The following is a 14,031-nucleotide window of genomic DNA, read 5'->3' as shown; positions in this document are numbered from 1 at the left end:
CTTTCTGAAGCTGGTCTTTTTGTCGCGACGTTTTGGCGGGATGATGACGTTCATCAGTCCTTGATTTCCTCTGCCGGTACCGGTGCCATGTCCAGCGCATTGATGGCGTGAGTAATGCTGGTCAGTACGCCGGAAAACTGCTGGCTGAGTTCGGTTGTCATGTTGTCCTTCATCTGGGTATAGAGGTGCTTTTGCAGACCGCCCAGACGGAGAAGTTCGTTCATCATCCGGATATCCGTACGCACCATAATGCGGCGGCTCAGAGCGGTGCGGCGCAGATATTCAGATGTTGTCAGTCCGGCGGCAGTAGCTTTATTGCTGATAGCCTGATAGTCCTCCGCAGTACAGCGAAACTTGATCCATTTGTCCTTCTGACATGATTTGCTTTTTGACATAACACAACCTCAACTCGGGCTCGGGGTGTCGGGGAGAATCCCTGACCAGGCGTTTTGGGAATCACTGCCAGCGTGCTGGCTGTGGTCACAAAACATTTCCTGTCCGATCTTTTAATCTTTAAAACTTATTTTGCCACTTGCCTGTTCAGAAGTAAACCGGCGTCATGCGGAATGATAGGCTGGAAACGGTAATAAAAATCCAGCAAAATCGGACCTTTACCAATAAGAAGGAAAATGAAATGGCGGCACGTAATGTTTTCACGCAGCAGGAACTGGATGAGGCGCGCAGAAAGCTGGAAAATCTTCCCGATTTAACGCCTCAGCGCATCACGAGAGAGGGCGCACTGGAAAATCTTAAGGACACCATTCTGGTACTGGCGAAAGAAAAAGGTTATACGGTAGCGGATATCAAGTCGGCACTGGACGCCATGAACTTTCGTTTCAGTGAGAAAGCAATTTCTGCTGTGGTAAACGAGGGAAGTGGTAAGAAAAAGCGAAGTCAGCGTAAGTCTGATCCGGCACAGCAAAAAACTACATCGCAGGATAACCAGCCTCTCTCATGAAAATATCCGGCAGGTATTACGATTACCTGCCGGAATTCCTTAATATCACTGGTAGACGCTGAACCCTTCCGGAAGATTGGCTTTTCCTTCGTGCGAACTGTTCATACTTTCCGGAATAACAGTGATGGTCATTTCATTTCATTCAGACCCATGGTGCAGGTTCATCGGATTCCGTAGCGAAGTGCATACGGGCGGTGTTCAGTATGCTGTCAAACGAGATTTCACTGTCATCCGGCCAGCAATATGCACATAAGTGCATAAGGTCTGTCAGAAGGTCGGTGACGGCAGTCTCTGCTGGTTCGGTGCTGTTTCCGATCCCCGTTTGCTCCGCAAAATTTAGCAGCGCGGATGCCGCCAGATTGATGCGCCGGGCATTATCGTTCACCTCTTCAGATGCTTTCGCCCGCTGTGAAAGTGCCACTAAATCAGGGATGGTGAATGTCTCTTCAGAAGTTGAAGCGGTCAGTAAGTTGATGGATTCGGATTTCATTGTGAATACCTCTGTAATGCTGTGACGCTCAGAATACGACAGAAAAATAACGTTATGGGGCCAGATTTACTCCGGCCCCTCTGCGCATCAGGCGCAGACTTTACGGTTATAAATCACCTTAAAATCAGTGTATTCAGGGCCGTCCCGCAGCATATCCAGCCGCACCACATTCTCCGCTACGCCGTTCATGGTCAGCACACGTTCTATGCCTTCGAGCCAGTCTTCTTCCGCGCTCAGCGGAAACCAGAGGTTATTGTTAATCCCGCTCAGCAGCGGATCGGAGCAGACGTGAACGCCTCGACCGTATTGAGTGTTTTCGCTAACCGTGACGGTCAGCTCTCCGCGTACCTTACGCGGATAAGACGCACGAACCAGCCGCGTCACCACGTCTTCCCAGCTCCACTCTTTATCATCCGGGACAGGCAGTTCGACGGACCGCAGAGACTTACATCCCGCGCGCGCCATGCTCTGCGCCAGCCCTGATACGGAAGGCTCGCCGCGTTTTGCGTCTGCGCCGGTAATCCACTTGCCGTGGTGATAAAACGCTTCATCGCCGTTATCCAGGCGGATAAATGTGTACTCACCCAGCACGCGGATGATGTCGTTCTGCGTTACAGGTTCTGGCGCTAAAGGTAGATTCAGGGACGTTGCGACGCTCATGGCTTCGCCTCCATCAGGGTGTTTACTGTGGTCATAAACTGCTGCCACAGGGCAAAAGGCATGGCGGGCACGTGCGCCAGCTGGCCAGTGCGTAAGGCATTTACAAAACGCAGCGCATGTGCGACGATTTGCGGGTCGAAAATCATATTACTATCCTATGTATCTGGTCTTTGATAAGGCAGCCAGCTCGAACTGGCCGCCGTGAATAAAGCAGGGGCTACCCTGCTTTTTTTACGCCTGTACGTTGCCGCCCTGCTCCAGCTCAGTGGTCAGCCACTGGCTTGCCCTGAGCCACGCCTTTTCGCCATGCAGCCCGAAATATATCAGCGAGATGCGGCCCGCTTCCGCCCAGACTTCTGACAGCTCAGCCGGAAGCACTACTGAATTTTCCGGCACCTGATGCGCCACCGACTCAGCTAATTTACTGATGATATGCGTCATAAATTCACGACGCTGTTTGAGCGTCATCTGAACGTCATTCAAATCAGTCAGCTTCGTCAGCTGATCATGCAGAGGCTGACGCACGCCCCGACTGTTAATGTATTTGCGCAGCCAGTAACCGGCGTCGTGCTCAAAGCTGAAAGCGCGCCAGATAAGGCTGCCTGACGGCTCGCGCACGACCAGACGAAGATGGCTGCCCTGATCGTCTTCAATGAAGACGTTGGTGAAGGCTGCCGCGATGTTTCTGGCCTGCTCGCGCGTAAATGCACCGTCGCCCAGCGCCGCTACGCAGCGCATTTCAGTGTTGTCAGTCTGGGTTAAGGTCATGATGTGCTCCTGTCTGAAATAAATGATCCGGCTGACCGCCGCGCGGTGCCCGAAAAGCCCTTCTCTGACGCGGGGTTCTTCTTTCCGGTCTGGCCTTTCGCGGCAAAGGGCAAAGGAGCAACGACGAAGTGAGGGCAGAAAGGGGCGACGACTGAAAGTTTTTGCGGCCCCCGGCAAAAAGTTTCTGGCGGCGTGCATTTCACCCCTTTTTGCCTGAGCCGGCGGTGCTACGACCAGCCCTCCGCGCAAGGGCTGGCCGGAAGGCAGAGGAGCGTCAGAAGGGAAGTTTCAGACCGCCCAGCGGGCTGGCCTTAAAGTCCCGGCGGGGTTTGCCGGGACGGTGAAAGCGACGGCGAAGCCGGCAGCAGCCGTTGACCTCAGCCATCAGACCGGAACCGCTTGCGGCCGAAACCCGCAGGGGTTCGGTGGCGCTTGGCGGCTTGCCGCTTAGCGACATAGGGCTCGACGACCCGGCTTGCCGGGGAGCCGAAGGGGGCCCACGCTGTTGCTGTTGCTGTTGCTGTTGCTGTTGCTGTTAAAGCATATTTTTATAAGAGGGGAAGACGAAGCTGATCTGAAAAAGGCGTATTTGGATCCGGATAAGAGATGGGTGGCTATACCTGCCCGGGCGGAGAGAGCCGGTGCGCCAGCACCGGCTTTTCCCGGCCCCCGGCCCGCAGGGCGGCGGTGTTGCCGTTCCGGGGCTGGCAGAAAGCGCATAGCAAAACCGCGCCAGGCGGCGCGATATAGGGTAACTTTCGCAAGGGCTAAATGCAGCTGTATGCCGCTTAAAGCTGCGCAAGCGTCTGCAGGGTTTCCGGGTTCTGCTGCACCATGCGGATTAACAGTACGGCCTGAGCGTTCGGTTTAGCCCTGCCCTGCTCCCAGTTCTGATAGGTGGTTTCACCGGTGTGCAGATAGTGTGCAAAAACCGCCTGTGACAGGTTAAGTTTTTCGCGTACGTCGCGCAGCTCCTGCGGCGCGATGGTGACGGGCTCGCGCTTGCTGACCTTGTAAGTCTTGAGCGTGATTTTTCTATCCTGGTGATCTTTCAGCTCCTGCATGCCCGTCATCAGCTCACTGAAAATGTCGCGTTCAGTCATGTCTCAGCCCCTTTTTAATTACGTTTAGCGCCTCCGCCAGGGCGTCGCGCTGCTGTTTGGTCAAATCGTCACGCTGATCTTTATCGTAGATAGTAAACAGGATGAACTGACCTTTTTCGTTGGTCCAGTAATAGATGACCCTGATCCCCCCCCGGGTGCCTTTATTTCGTCGCTCATCCCGGAACCGTACTTTACGCAGACCGCCCGTGTCCGGGATCACATCACCTTTTTCCGGGTCGGCCAGCAGCATTCTCTGAAATAGCCTGAACTGGTCATCATTCAGATAGTCGGCCCGGTATTTTTCAAAGCTCGAAAGCTCAATAAATAGCGCGTGCATGTTTTTTCCCTGTCCCCAACTTAGGGATATAATATCCCCATATTGGGGATATATCAATGATTTTAATTAACGATTGCTGGCTTATTCTGAGCCGTCAGTTTGTTTGGCACCAGCCAGCGATTCATGCCCTTCTGCGCGCTGTCCATGTGCAGCACTCGCAGATGAATTTCTCCCGCCACTTCGCAGGCAACGTCTCCGGAATAGGGCATCAGCGTTTCTAGGCCGTTCAGCGACGGAAACCGCCGCGCCCACGCGGCGATCATGTTTTTCAGGTCGTACTCCGGCACGCTGTCACACCAGGCGGCGAACCAGCCGCGCAGCGTCTCCGGCGTGCGAAACGCCAGCTCTGTTTCAGCCTGGCGGATAAGGTTCTCAAGCTGGCGCTCCCGGTAGTCCGCTGCCTGCTGTTCACGTCTCGCGGCGTGGCTGACGGTTTTATCTGCAGCATGTTTCGCACGCTCGGCCCGGCGGAAGACCGCCTCCGGAAACAGCGTAGTGGCCAGCTCGCCAGGCAGCGGTAGCGGGCACACCTCACCCGCCGTGCTGAGAAAAGCATCAAGCGCGCTTTCCCACTCCGGCAGCGGCGCGCGCTTTTCGCGCGGCTGCAGATAAATTCCCTTTATCCGGTTCAGGGTTTTCACGCTGATGAGGCTCGCACCGCTCAGCTGCTTCATAAACGCGGCGGCATAGGGATAACGGCCAGACCTTGCGCCCTTCTGCTGTGCCAGCTCAACAGTTGCAATTGCCTGCAGCGCGGCCTGCCGTTCCGGCAGCAGCGGCACCAGCGCCAGTGATGTCGGGATCATGCGGCGTGCCCTCCCATCTGCATCGCGGCGACCAGCTCGCCGGCGGCGGTGAAGCCCGCGCGCGTGTACTCTGCGATTTTTGAAAGCTTCATCTGCAGCGCGACCGGATCGAGCCTGTCGCTTACGTACAGGCGCAGGCGGCTGCGGGTGCGGGTGTCTGTGACCACCGCGCACCATACGGGCCAGCAGGCTGAGGGGCTGACCAGCTCGACGGCAACGCCTTCGGCATCGGGCTGCGTCAGGCGAATATGTACGGGATGCGCCCCGCCCCACTCGCTGCGCATTTCGCAGTCCATGCGCCAGCAGTCAGGCAGCTGCAGCGCGCTGTGTATCTGGCCGGTCATCCGCAGACGGGCCGCTTCGTTGTCCGCACACAGATTTTCAAGGTCACAGCCCGTCAGGGTCTGCAGTATTGCGGGGGTCAGGCGTTGAGTGTTTTTCATGGCTTATGTGCTCAGTTCCGGGATCTGGTGTGTTCCGGCCTGCCGTGCGGGCCGGAACGCTTTTTATCAGTCAGCAGGTTTATTCAGGCTTGTATGCCATCAGGCGCACCACACGAACCCCGGTTCCCGCAAACATGTCCTCCATCGGCGCGGACCAGCTGCAGTCCCAGCCCGGCAGCAGGTCTTTGCGATCGCTACCCGCGGGCAATATAGCCGCCAGGCGTCCGCCGCCCTTCACCAGTCCCCCCGCTGCGTTAAGGTGCGCAACGGCGCGGCCTTCACTGAATGGCGGATTCATCACGACAACATCAAACCGCTGATCAGTCACCGGTGCCCATGCCAGAAAATCAGCTTCGATCACGTTATGGCCTTTTGCCTCCAGTACGCGGCAGTGCAGCGGCGAAATCTCCACGCAGGTGGTCTGCACCTTTGGCATCAGGTCGGCAAGGCCGCCCATGCCCGCGCTCGGCTCCAGGCAGGTTTCCCCCTCGCGAATATCTGCCTCGTCAAGCAGCTGCGTGGCGAGTTCGCCCGTGGTCGGGTAAAACTGGTGTGTTTTCTGATCCGGCAGCGCGCCGGAAAGCTGAATATCCTCAAGCGCCGTTGTCGGGTCGTAATCAAATTCAAACCAGGTAAAGGCGTTAATGTTCATCTTTACGCCGCCCAGGCTCATCAGCACTTTTTCAGCTTCAGCGCGCGCGGCCTTGTTCTCGTCCGAATAGCCTTTAAAGCGACGGTTAAACGGATTCGTTGTAACGGGCGGGCGCGGCTCTTCCCGGCGGTTGCGCTGCACAGGCTCGGTGCGCTCTGTCTCCAGATCGCTGAGTACGCCCAGCACGGCAAACGGCAACAGATTAGTGTGCAGTTCAAAGGTTTTCGGCTTCGTGCGCGGCTTCTGGCGGTGCTCTGCAGGGATCGCTGCCGGATGCAGGAAGGCCAGAACGTCATTCAGGCGCCAGGCCATATCCGGATGAATTTCAAGATGGATGGTGCCTTTCTGGAAGGCCTTCACGCGCAGCGCGCCGCCGTCGATGGCAACCCACTCACCTGAACGGGCGCGCGCGATGTTCAAAATTTTGTTTGTCGTGTTGAGACCGGTCGCGTCGCGGCCCATAAACTTCGCGATCACCTTGCGCAGGTCGTCCACATAGCCGGTGCGGTCGTAGTTACAGTGGCCCCACTGATCGAACATGCATTCAATGATCATGCGCTTGCTGAAGCCTTCCGGGCGGTTGGTCACGTGGCTGCGCGACAGGCTGCGGAAAATGCCGTCAACGCGCTCGGAGAAAAATTTCTGACGTGAGAAAAGCAGTTCGGAAAGCGTCGCGCGTACCGCGTTTTCTTCAAAATCAGGCGCTTTCATCTCATGGATCTGATTGTTCCAGTCATTGCGGCGATCGTTAGGCATGTACTCGTAAACGTCAGTCAGGCTCAGCGCCTGCTGCCAGAAATCGGCGTTCAGAGACGCCACCGCGCCGGGCAGATCGAACAGCTTCGCCACGGGCGGCACGTGGTAGCCCCGGCTGCCGTGGAGGTTGCCTCTCAGAAAGTGCCCCACTGCCTCATGATTGTCACCGCCGCGGATAGAGGCGGACAGGTCATTCAGTTTCGTGCGCAGGAAGTTATAACGACTCAGCAGGCCATCAATAAGATCGGTTTCAACGGGCGCAAAAAAGGTCTCTGAAATAACCTCCCCGGCGGCGTTGATCGGTGCGCGGTCGGTGGTCGCATCAGGGGTGACGTTTACGAGTGTGTTTTGCATGGCATAGCTCCTTAAATCCGGCTGAATAGGTGCAGCACGCGCTGCGGACCCGAAAAAGACCTTCTCTGACGCGGGTTTCTTCTTTCCGGTCTGGCCTTTCGCGGCAAAGGGCAAAGGAGCAACGACGAAGTGAGGGCAGAAAGGGGCGACGACTGAAAGTTTTTGCGGCTCCTGGCGAAAACTTTCTGGCGGCGTGCATTTCACCCCTTTTTGCCTGAGCCGGCGGTGCTACGACCAGCCCTCCGCGCAAGGGCTGGCCGGAAGGCAGAGGAGCGTCAGAAGGGAAGTTTCAGACCGCCCCGCGGGCTGGCCTTAAAGTCCCGGCGGGGTTTGCCGGGACGGTGAAAGCGACGGCGAAGCCGGCAGCAGCCGTTGAACTCAGCCATCAGACCCTAGCCGGCAGGCACGGAACGCGGTCCTTCGCGGTCCGGCGGAGCTTGCCGGCTTTGCCGGTTAGCGCAGTAGGGCTCGACGACCCGGCTTGCCGGGGGGCCTAAGGGGTTAAATTTCGTATATCTACATTATTAATTTGAACGCCGTTTAGACTTTCCGCCTTGAATATGTAATAACCTTTTCCGAGCTTCCCGTTAATTACCTCTTTAGCAATTAACGTATCATTATTACCTACGATTAATGCATATTTCTTCACTTGTTCCTTACTAAAAACGTCATAATCTGTTTTGTCCATGCAATATAAGTATGGCAATACGTATGAAAATCCAGCAAAAAAACCAGCCGCAATAAGCACAGCCTTCAAGACCCATCCATTTGAAGCCTCTTCAATATTACCATTTACATCGTGCGGCTCATTGAGTTCATTATCCTCATCATTGCAACTGTCATTCCGAATTGGATTTCTGTTAATAAACCTTTTAAACTTCTCTCTTTTTATGTAGATAAATGCAAGCATGGAAATCGTGCAAAAAACAGCAATCGCTAAGGATATGATAATGCTCAAATAGTAAGATGCATACCAGTAAGCACAATATGAAAGAGCCAAAACCGTTATTATTAAACAAATTATTCTGGGTTTTCTGCCTACCTTATGGGAATAGAGTATCGAAAACATCAAAGGCCCCAGCAAACAAAAAACCACATATAAAATTATTAGAGCCGCACTGGTTAAAGAAAATATATCTATACTGATCACATTCATTGGCAGGTCGTAATAATTAGCCTTTGCAAGAGCAGATAGATATGCGCATATATATAAAAGCCCCGTGAAAAAAGCCAATATATATGCATCCTTGTCAAATATTTTCATTTCACATACCTTATAAATCCCTCGACCCATCTATCTTAAACCATAAAAATCAGAAAGTTAACCTATTGTTATTTGATGTTTTTTTATTTTATGTCAGAACTGATATTAACTTAATAAATCATGTAGCCACGCTAAATGTTTCTAAAAAGCATCAGCTTTGCTGAACCCTTCATTTTGAGGGCGGTCAGCCGCCCCCGTCTTATCAGTCCAGCGCGGCAAAAATAGCAGCGGCTTCGGGGTGCGCAAAGGCGTAGTCGGTCAGCTGGCGTTGGCGGCGGCAGTACAGCGCGCACAGCTCCGTATCATCATGGCGGTCATACATCCAGCTGCGGTGATTCAGCACCAGTGAGGTGATCACGATGCCCGCCGCCTCGCTGCTCACGCGCACGTCGCTGTGGTTTGCCGGGTTAACGAAACGCCAGGTTTCCTCCGCTGCTGGCTTCATGAAGCCACCGCCGGACGGCAGCAGCGCGAAGTCCCACACGCCGCCGTCGTAGTCCGCCAGGTAACGATCGGCGTACAGGTACACGTTGTTTTCGGCGCGCATAAAATCGTCGCCGAAAAGCGCAGGCAGGAAACGCTGGCGCGCATAGCCGTCAAGAACGCACGCCGATTCAAAAGCAGGGGTGTATGTACTCATCAGAAATCTCCGCAGTCAGGGTAGTTAACAGTTCCGGCCTGTGCCGTGACTGAATGACAGCCCGGCGAAAAGCGGAGTGTTCAGGAGCGATGACGAGGCCGCAGCGCAAGCGAACGGAGTCGGGATTACGGACGGCGCCGACGCGAAGCATGAGCGGAGGCGCGACGGGAGTAAGCGCGCCGGAGAGAGTGCGAACGGGTGAGGAGACGAGCTTGCGGCTCTTGAACACGCAGCGGCCGGGCTAAAGTGAAGTCACGGCACCGGCCGCAGACCGCACGTTTTTTATTCCCCCGCCGCAGGCGGCATCAATGAGGCGCGCAGCAACATCCATATTGTCTTGTCCACATCCGGGGTGCATATCCGCCCCGGAACCCTGTGGATAGATAGCTCCCTGCCGTGCGCCGGCAGGGATATCAAGCCTTGTTTATTTTTTGTCCACTCAGGTGCGCAGATGCTTCTGGATTATTGCCGCCCGCCGGTACAGTTCAACCAGGTCGTTATCGATCCCCTCAATCAACAGGCCAGTCATACGCTGCTCCCGGCTCGCGCCCTGCCAGAGATGACGTGCAATCATGTCACGCAGACGCAGGTGAAACTCGTACAGCGATTCCTCCAGATCGGCGACGTCGGCCGCCAGGGCATCGTTGTCAGTGTGTATAGTGCGATCGTTCATCGGGTTATCTCCTTTCATCAGGCCGCACGGGCATCACGGTGGGCATACAGGCGGCGCAGGCCGGCGGCGTGGTACTGCTCCATCAGCTCGATACCAATCCAGCGGCGCCCGCACTCCTGGGCGGCCACGCAGGTCGAACCGCTGCCGGCAAACGGGTCCAGAACAATGGCGCCGGGCTGCGTGAAAGTTTCAATCAGCGGTCGCAGGGCACTTACCGGCTTTTCGGTCGGGTGATGACGGTTGCCGGTGTACTCCCACGGCATCACGTCCGGCAGCGGCTTTGCCGGCAGCGCCGGGCGCCCTTTGGCCAGCACGTAGGCGCTTTCGTGCTGGTAGCCCACGAAGGCCGACTTTGAGGCGTAAGGCTTGGTGAACACGATGTGGCCCACCACGCGGAACCCCGCCGCCTTCCATGCCTGCATAAAAATGTCTATCCGGTTCCAGCCGTAGAAGCTCACCGCCAGGCTGTTGTCTTTCAGTACCCGGAACATTTCGTTGCTCGCAGGCTGCACCCACTCGCTGTTCACATCGTTGGCAATCGAGCGGCCGGAACGGTCCTTAAAGCCGACGAGGTACGGCGGATCGGTCAGAATGAAATCAATGCTCTTGTCCGGAAAACCGCCCATGACCTGTACGCTGTCGCCGTGCATGAATCGAGACATAGTGATGCTCCTGTGTATGAAGGGGGCACCGGTAGTGGTGCCGTGACCTCCACACAGACGGGCGAACAGCGGAGCAAACAGGGGCGGATGCGCAAGCCGCACGCGCCGCCGGAGCGGACTGAACGTCCCGCGCACGGCGGGGAACGGGTGAGCATTCCGGCGACAGCTTCCCTTGTTTGCGAGGCCGCCCGGCTACCGTGAGGGCACGGCACTTTACGCCCGCCGTTTTCCGGCCGCAGGACGGGAGACGGCATGAAGGCGGAGCGCAGCGACAACCTTTTTCATTCCTACAGTGATGCCGCCGTGACCGGCGACATCAGAGAATCTGCAGCTGCATACCGGGCAGCGCTATGTCCCTTCCTCCTCCAACAAGACAGCATCGATGGCCATCTCCAGATGCCACCAGTTAAATCCCTCGTTTGCATCATGATGGTCTTCGGCATACTCCATGGCCGCCGCGATCTCCTCCGGCGCCATGGCCGGGTTAATGCCGAGAAAGTCCTCTGCCAGCCAGAAAGTGCCGCAGCACAGCTCGTCATCGCCAACTGCGGCAAGCCGTGCCCTGAATTCCCGTACAGTCATTGCTCTCATCGCTTATCCGGCGGGTTGCCCCGCCGCCTCCGGTTCAGCCGCCGTAGCTGGCCACGTTGTCGATAATCCACTCCGGGCCGGTCACGTCGCGGTACCCGTCCTCATCCGCTTCCTCGCTCCACTCCAGTGACTCACAGCGCTCATTGAGCTGGACGCCGCCTGAGTAGGTCGCCCATCCGCAGTAGTCGCAGCCGGCTTCGGCATACCAGTGCTCAGAGGTGACGCCGTAACGCGCCGTCAGGGCGCACAGCACCTCTGGCGCGGGCGGCGACCAGGGCGTATCAAAGTCGGCGTCAAAAGTGGTTTCAGCGAAGTACGACAGGTTAAGGTCGTGCGCGTGTGGCCACTTCGTGCCGCAGCGGTCGACGGTGTCCGTAAATCCGTCCGGTACGCCCTCAAGCAGGCGGCCGTTATAGCCGTTGATTTCGGCATCCAGGCGCGGCGGGATCAGCTGCAGCATGTCGAACGGCAGGCTTTTATGTGGAGGTGCTTCTTCCAGGCAGAGCCCGTTCCATTTATCACTGAGTACCTGACCACCGATCATCGGATACCAGTCATGCTTCTTTTTCTCCCAGAGCGCGTAGATGACCGTCTGTTGCTCATCAGTCAGGGACGCCCACGTCCTTCGCTGCAGACCGCTGGCCAGCCACAAAGCATGCAGGCGTACGCAGGTCTCCGGCGTCAGTTCCGCGCCGCTGCGCAGCAGAACCAGCCACTGCGTAAAGGCGCGGTTTTCCGGTGTATCGCTGCCCGCCGTCACAGTCAGTGCCGGATAAGGCGCATATTCCGTTGCGCAAATGGGGCGCAACAGCCCGGCGCAGCCCGCCAGAAAAAGCTGGATCCCCTCCCCCGCTGCCCGCACATATCCGGGCGCTGCAGCGCTCCCTTCCATCAGCGCTTTCACCTTGGATACTTCCTCTTTTGGGCCTGTGACCCGCAGCCTGTTGGCACACCAGTTCGGCATGTCGACTCCTCCGTTAAGGGTTGCACGGTGCCATCTGCACCGTGCCGCCACGGAAGCCGGGCACACAGCTGAGCAAACAGGGGCGGCCGCGCAAGCCGCACGCGCCGCCGGAGCGGACTGAATGTCCCGCGCACGGCGGGGAACGGGTGAGCGGACGGCGTCAGCTTCCCTTGTTGGCGAAGCCGCCCGGCTAAGGTGAAGGCACGGTGCTGCCCGACGACACGGAGGGAGCTACTTTGGAATTTTTTGGCGGTTAAATGCCTTCACACGTGCGGACAGCCAAACATGAAAATTAAGAAACATTAAAAAGGTGCAGTTTTTGCACTTTTTGCAGTTATTATTTATAGCTGGCAAATCGGAGGAAAATGGATGACAGGATGGCAGCTCAGGCTGTGGCGTAAAAGTCTCCTCTGGAGTCGCGAACAGGCGGCCCGGGAGCTTGGCGTCAGTGTGCGTACTTACAAAGACTATGAAAATGCGCAGACTGTAAAACGTGCGATAGCGATGGCCACGGTTACGCTCACGCTCATCAACGTGATGCCGGCGCTGCGTTCCGATCAGCTGAGCAAGGATTTACTACTGCAGATGCTACAGAAGATGACGGATGGCGCGGCTGCGGAATAAATTCATCCTAACGTCTGACCGGTACCCGATTGATTACCGGTCCGCCCGCTGATCATTTCTCCACTTCCTTCATGTAAATGGGATCGCTGCCGCCGGGAAAATCCATCGCTTTCTGACGGTAAAATGCCAGGCGCTCTCTGAAGTATTCCCGCAACGCTTCAGGTTGCTGCCGTTCTACCTCTCCGGGTAAAGCTGGCATGTTCAGGCGTTCTTTATACGCAACGCCGGCTGCAGCCAGGTCAACGTTAATACGCTCACGTTCCTCTTTGGATCCTGCTGCAAGATTAAATGTCATGAAGTGTCCTTTATATAGCCAGCTCTCAGTGAGCATAGCTGCTATAGCAGACTATGTCATACGGCAATAAATTGATTATCTTTCAGCCATATAAATTTCTTTTGAGGCTTTCCCGGTTCGCTCCCCCTTGCCAGATAAATTGGTCTCAATAATACTGTACGTATAACCAGTACAATCAGAGGAGGATTTTTATGCGCAATTCATACACTGCAGTTACCAGCCCGCTGGCGATTTTTCCCGGGACGGGATCATGACACCCGGCAGCTATGCTCAGGGCCTGACGCTGCTCTGGCCCCCGATTTTCACTCCCCGCGTCCGGGTTCCCTTTTATGCGGAGCCGTGTGCGGCAGGCTTCCCTTCCCCGGCTGCTGACTACGTCGAAAAAGAGCTCGACCTTAACGAACTTTGCATCCGCCGGCGCGCCTCCACTTTTTTCGTGCGGGCCAGCGGCAGCAGTATGGAAGGCCTCGGACTTTATGACGGAGACGTTATGGTGGTTGACCGCGCCGAGGAGCCCTCGCACGGAGATATCGTCATTGCCGAAGTGAACGGTGAGTTCACGGTCAAGCGCCTGCAGCTGCATCCCCGCCCCGCCCTGCTACCCATGAATCCGGCATACCTGTTATATACCCGGAGGAGCTGCAGTTGCTTGGTGTAGTGACCTGGTTTTTCAACAGCACGCGCGCCCGGAGGTGATCATGCCCATGTTTGGTCTGGCCGACGTGAACTCTTTCTATGCCAGCTGTGAGGCGCTTTTCCGGCCAGATCTGCGCGGCAAACCGGTTGTGGTGCTGAGCAATAATGATATGAGTGGTGCGAAGTGTTAGTTAGTTTCGTTCGTTCAATTCTTCAGGTTTGCAGAAATAAATGGTCCGCTATGAGCGAGAAGCGGACATTAACGTAGTAGTATTGACTGGCAATGATGAGTCGTCTTTATAGGGCTTGTTACACTGGAGCATATTCACAATCACATAATGATTCGAGAGTACAA

Annotated in this window: 18 protein-coding genes and 3 pseudogenes; 4 read left to right on the top strand and 17 right to left on the bottom strand. The window is 56.1% G+C overall.

Annotated features, from left to right (window positions below):
- Positions 1–53: 53 nt before the first annotated feature.
- Positions 54–395 (bottom strand): plasmid mobilization protein MobA, encoded by a 342-nt coding sequence (mobA, locus tag SB719_RS16770; RefSeq protein ID WP_304234658.1) that lies wholly within the window; start codon positions 393–395, stop codon positions 54–56.
- Positions 396–634: 239 nt separating this feature from the next.
- On the opposite strand from mobA, the gene SB719_RS16765 reads away from it, so the two are divergent.
- The gene (locus SB719_RS16765; RefSeq protein WP_412159496.1) at positions 635–958 is read left to right on the top strand and encodes a hypothetical protein; all 324 of its coding nucleotides are present in this window, start codon (positions 635–637) and stop codon (positions 956–958) included.
- Positions 959–1,100: 142 nt separating this feature from the next.
- On the opposite strand, the gene SB719_RS16760 is transcribed toward SB719_RS16765, so the two are convergent.
- The 15 genes and pseudogenes from SB719_RS16760 to SB719_RS16690 form a co-directional block, all read right to left on the bottom strand.
- Positions 1,101–1,448 carry a hypothetical protein gene (locus SB719_RS16760; protein ID WP_412159495.1) on the bottom strand — a complete coding sequence of 116 codons (348 nt, stop codon included), beginning with the start codon at positions 1,446–1,448 and terminating at the stop codon, positions 1,101–1,103.
- A gap of 87 nt (positions 1,449–1,535) precedes the next feature.
- Complete coding sequence (locus tag SB719_RS16755) at positions 1,536–2,108, bottom strand: hypothetical protein (RefSeq protein WP_412159494.1); 573 nt, start codon at positions 2,106–2,108, stop codon at positions 1,536–1,538.
- The gene (locus tag SB719_RS16750) at positions 2,105–2,254 is read right to left on the bottom strand and encodes a succinate dehydrogenase flavoprotein subunit (protein WP_412159493.1); all 150 of its coding nucleotides are present in this window, start codon (positions 2,252–2,254) and stop codon (positions 2,105–2,107) included. The genes SB719_RS16755 and SB719_RS16750 overlap by 4 nt, the downstream gene beginning before the upstream one ends.
- 370 nt (positions 2,255–2,624) lie before the next feature.
- A pseudogene (locus tag SB719_RS16745) lies at positions 2,625–2,876 on the bottom strand (DUF905 family protein); the annotation flags it as partial.
- Between the two features lie 788 nt (positions 2,877–3,664).
- Positions 3,665–3,979 carry a helix-turn-helix domain-containing protein gene (locus tag SB719_RS16740; RefSeq protein WP_412159492.1) on the bottom strand — a complete coding sequence of 105 codons (315 nt, stop codon included), beginning with the start codon at positions 3,977–3,979 and terminating at the stop codon, positions 3,665–3,667.
- Positions 3,972–4,316 carry a toxin gene (locus SB719_RS16735; protein ID WP_412159491.1) on the bottom strand — a complete coding sequence of 115 codons (345 nt, stop codon included), beginning with the start codon at positions 4,314–4,316 and terminating at the stop codon, positions 3,972–3,974. Before SB719_RS16735 ends, SB719_RS16740 begins: the two co-directional genes overlap by 8 nt.
- Positions 4,317–4,378: 62 nt before the next feature.
- Positions 4,379–5,122, bottom strand: coding sequence for a plasmid SOS inhibition protein A (locus SB719_RS16730; protein WP_412159490.1), 744 nt, complete (start codon positions 5,120–5,122; stop codon positions 4,379–4,381).
- Positions 5,119–5,565 (bottom strand): conjugation system SOS inhibitor PsiB family protein, encoded by a 447-nt coding sequence (locus SB719_RS16725; protein WP_412159489.1) that lies wholly within the window; start codon positions 5,563–5,565, stop codon positions 5,119–5,121. The genes SB719_RS16730 and SB719_RS16725 overlap by 4 nt, the downstream gene beginning before the upstream one ends.
- Before the next feature lie 79 nt (positions 5,566–5,644).
- The gene (locus SB719_RS16720) at positions 5,645–7,327 is read right to left on the bottom strand and encodes a DUF4942 domain-containing protein (RefSeq protein ID WP_412159488.1); all 1,683 of its coding nucleotides are present in this window, start codon (positions 7,325–7,327) and stop codon (positions 5,645–5,647) included.
- A 493-nt stretch (positions 7,328–7,820) separates the two neighbouring features.
- Positions 7,821–8,591, bottom strand: a complete 771-nt coding sequence (locus tag SB719_RS16715) for a hypothetical protein (RefSeq protein WP_412159487.1) — start codon at positions 8,589–8,591, stop codon at positions 7,821–7,823.
- 202 nt (positions 8,592–8,793) lie between these two features.
- Positions 8,794–9,231 (bottom strand): antirestriction protein, encoded by a 438-nt coding sequence (locus SB719_RS16710; RefSeq protein ID WP_412159486.1) that lies wholly within the window; start codon positions 9,229–9,231, stop codon positions 8,794–8,796.
- Positions 9,232–9,670: 439 nt separating this feature from the next.
- On the bottom strand, positions 9,671–9,904 hold the full coding sequence (locus SB719_RS16705; protein WP_412159485.1) for a hypothetical protein: 234 nt from the start codon (positions 9,902–9,904) through the stop codon (positions 9,671–9,673).
- Between the two features lie 17 nt (positions 9,905–9,921).
- Positions 9,922–10,566, bottom strand: coding sequence for a DNA methyltransferase (locus SB719_RS16700; RefSeq protein WP_100701659.1), 645 nt, complete (start codon positions 10,564–10,566; stop codon positions 9,922–9,924).
- 348 nt (positions 10,567–10,914) lie between these two features.
- Complete coding sequence (locus SB719_RS16695) at positions 10,915–11,157, bottom strand: hypothetical protein (RefSeq protein WP_412159484.1); 243 nt, start codon at positions 11,155–11,157, stop codon at positions 10,915–10,917.
- A gap of 34 nt (positions 11,158–11,191) precedes the next feature.
- Positions 11,192–12,121 (bottom strand): DUF1281 domain-containing protein, encoded by a 930-nt coding sequence (locus SB719_RS16690; protein WP_412159483.1) that lies wholly within the window; start codon positions 12,119–12,121, stop codon positions 11,192–11,194.
- A 369-nt stretch (positions 12,122–12,490) separates the two neighbouring features.
- Here SB719_RS16690 and SB719_RS16685 point away from each other — a divergent pair, with 369 nt between their 5' ends.
- Positions 12,491–12,745, top strand: coding sequence for a helix-turn-helix domain-containing protein (locus SB719_RS16685; protein WP_412159482.1), 255 nt, complete (start codon positions 12,491–12,493; stop codon positions 12,743–12,745).
- Positions 12,746–12,797: 52 nt separating this feature from the next.
- Here the strand turns inward: SB719_RS16685 and SB719_RS16680 are convergent, their stop codons facing one another.
- A complete protein-coding gene (locus SB719_RS16680) occupies positions 12,798–13,040 on the bottom strand; it encodes a DNA polymerase III subunit theta (RefSeq protein ID WP_412159481.1) in 243 nt (80 codons plus the stop codon).
- Positions 13,041–13,290: 250 nt separating this feature from the next.
- On the opposite strand from SB719_RS16680, the pseudogene umuD reads away from it, so the two are divergent.
- A pseudogene (gene umuD / locus SB719_RS16675) lies at positions 13,291–13,736 on the top strand (translesion error-prone DNA polymerase V autoproteolytic subunit).
- 8 nt (positions 13,737–13,744) lie between these two features.
- A pseudogene (locus SB719_RS16670) lies at positions 13,745–13,846 on the top strand (hypothetical protein); the annotation flags it as partial.
- Positions 13,847–14,031 lie beyond the last annotated feature (185 nt).

The organism is Pantoea sp. SIMBA_079, from assembly GCF_046940275.1.
Lineage (GTDB): Bacteria > Pseudomonadota > Gammaproteobacteria > Enterobacterales > Enterobacteriaceae > Pantoea > Pantoea borealis.
The sequence above is the reverse complement of the archived record's forward strand: the minus strand, read 5'-3'. Positions and strand labels throughout refer to the sequence as shown.

What these genes read in the sequence shown, in the direction of transcription:
- SB719_RS16680 (WP_412159481.1), bottom strand. Translation starts at nt 13,040, where the DNA reads ATGACATTTAATCTTGCAGCAGGATCCAAAGAGGAACGTGAGCGTATT.
- SB719_RS16695 (WP_412159484.1), bottom strand. Translation starts at nt 11,157, where the DNA reads ATGAGAGCAATGACTGTACGGGAATTCAGGGCACGGCTTGCCGCAGTT.
- SB719_RS16720 (WP_412159488.1), bottom strand. Translation starts at nt 7,327, where the DNA reads ATGCAAAACACACTCGTAAACGTCACCCCTGATGCGACCACCGACCGC.
- SB719_RS16765 (WP_412159496.1), top strand. Translation starts at nt 635, where the DNA reads ATGGCGGCACGTAATGTTTTCACGCAGCAGGAACTGGATGAGGCGCGC.
- SB719_RS16730 (WP_412159490.1), bottom strand. Translation starts at nt 5,122, where the DNA reads ATGATCCCGACATCACTGGCGCTGGTGCCGCTGCTGCCGGAACGGCAG.
- mobA (WP_304234658.1), bottom strand. Translation starts at nt 395, where the DNA reads ATGTCAAAAAGCAAATCATGTCAGAAGGACAAATGGATCAAGTTTCGC.
- SB719_RS16685 (WP_412159482.1), top strand. Translation starts at nt 12,491, where the DNA reads ATGACAGGATGGCAGCTCAGGCTGTGGCGTAAAAGTCTCCTCTGGAGT.
- SB719_RS16700 (WP_100701659.1), bottom strand. Translation starts at nt 10,566, where the DNA reads ATGTCTCGATTCATGCACGGCGACAGCGTACAGGTCATGGGCGGTTTT.
- SB719_RS16735 (WP_412159491.1), bottom strand. Translation starts at nt 4,316, where the DNA reads ATGCACGCGCTATTTATTGAGCTTTCGAGCTTTGAAAAATACCGGGCC.
- SB719_RS16690 (WP_412159483.1), bottom strand. Translation starts at nt 12,121, where the DNA reads ATGCCGAACTGGTGTGCCAACAGGCTGCGGGTCACAGGCCCAAAAGAG.
- SB719_RS16760 (WP_412159495.1), bottom strand. Translation starts at nt 1,448, where the DNA reads ATGAAATCCGAATCCATCAACTTACTGACCGCTTCAACTTCTGAAGAG.
- SB719_RS16755 (WP_412159494.1), bottom strand. Translation starts at nt 2,108, where the DNA reads ATGAGCGTCGCAACGTCCCTGAATCTACCTTTAGCGCCAGAACCTGTA.
- SB719_RS16725 (WP_412159489.1), bottom strand. Translation starts at nt 5,565, where the DNA reads ATGAAAAACACTCAACGCCTGACCCCCGCAATACTGCAGACCCTGACG.
- SB719_RS16750 (WP_412159493.1), bottom strand. Translation starts at nt 2,254, where the DNA reads ATGATTTTCGACCCGCAAATCGTCGCACATGCGCTGCGTTTTGTAAAT.
- SB719_RS16740 (WP_412159492.1), bottom strand. Translation starts at nt 3,979, where the DNA reads ATGACTGAACGCGACATTTTCAGTGAGCTGATGACGGGCATGCAGGAG.
- SB719_RS16705 (WP_412159485.1), bottom strand. Translation starts at nt 9,904, where the DNA reads ATGAACGATCGCACTATACACACTGACAACGATGCCCTGGCGGCCGAC.
- SB719_RS16710 (WP_412159486.1), bottom strand. Translation starts at nt 9,231, where the DNA reads ATGAGTACATACACCCCTGCTTTTGAATCGGCGTGCGTTCTTGACGGC.
- SB719_RS16715 (WP_412159487.1), bottom strand. Translation starts at nt 8,591, where the DNA reads ATGAAAATATTTGACAAGGATGCATATATATTGGCTTTTTTCACGGGG.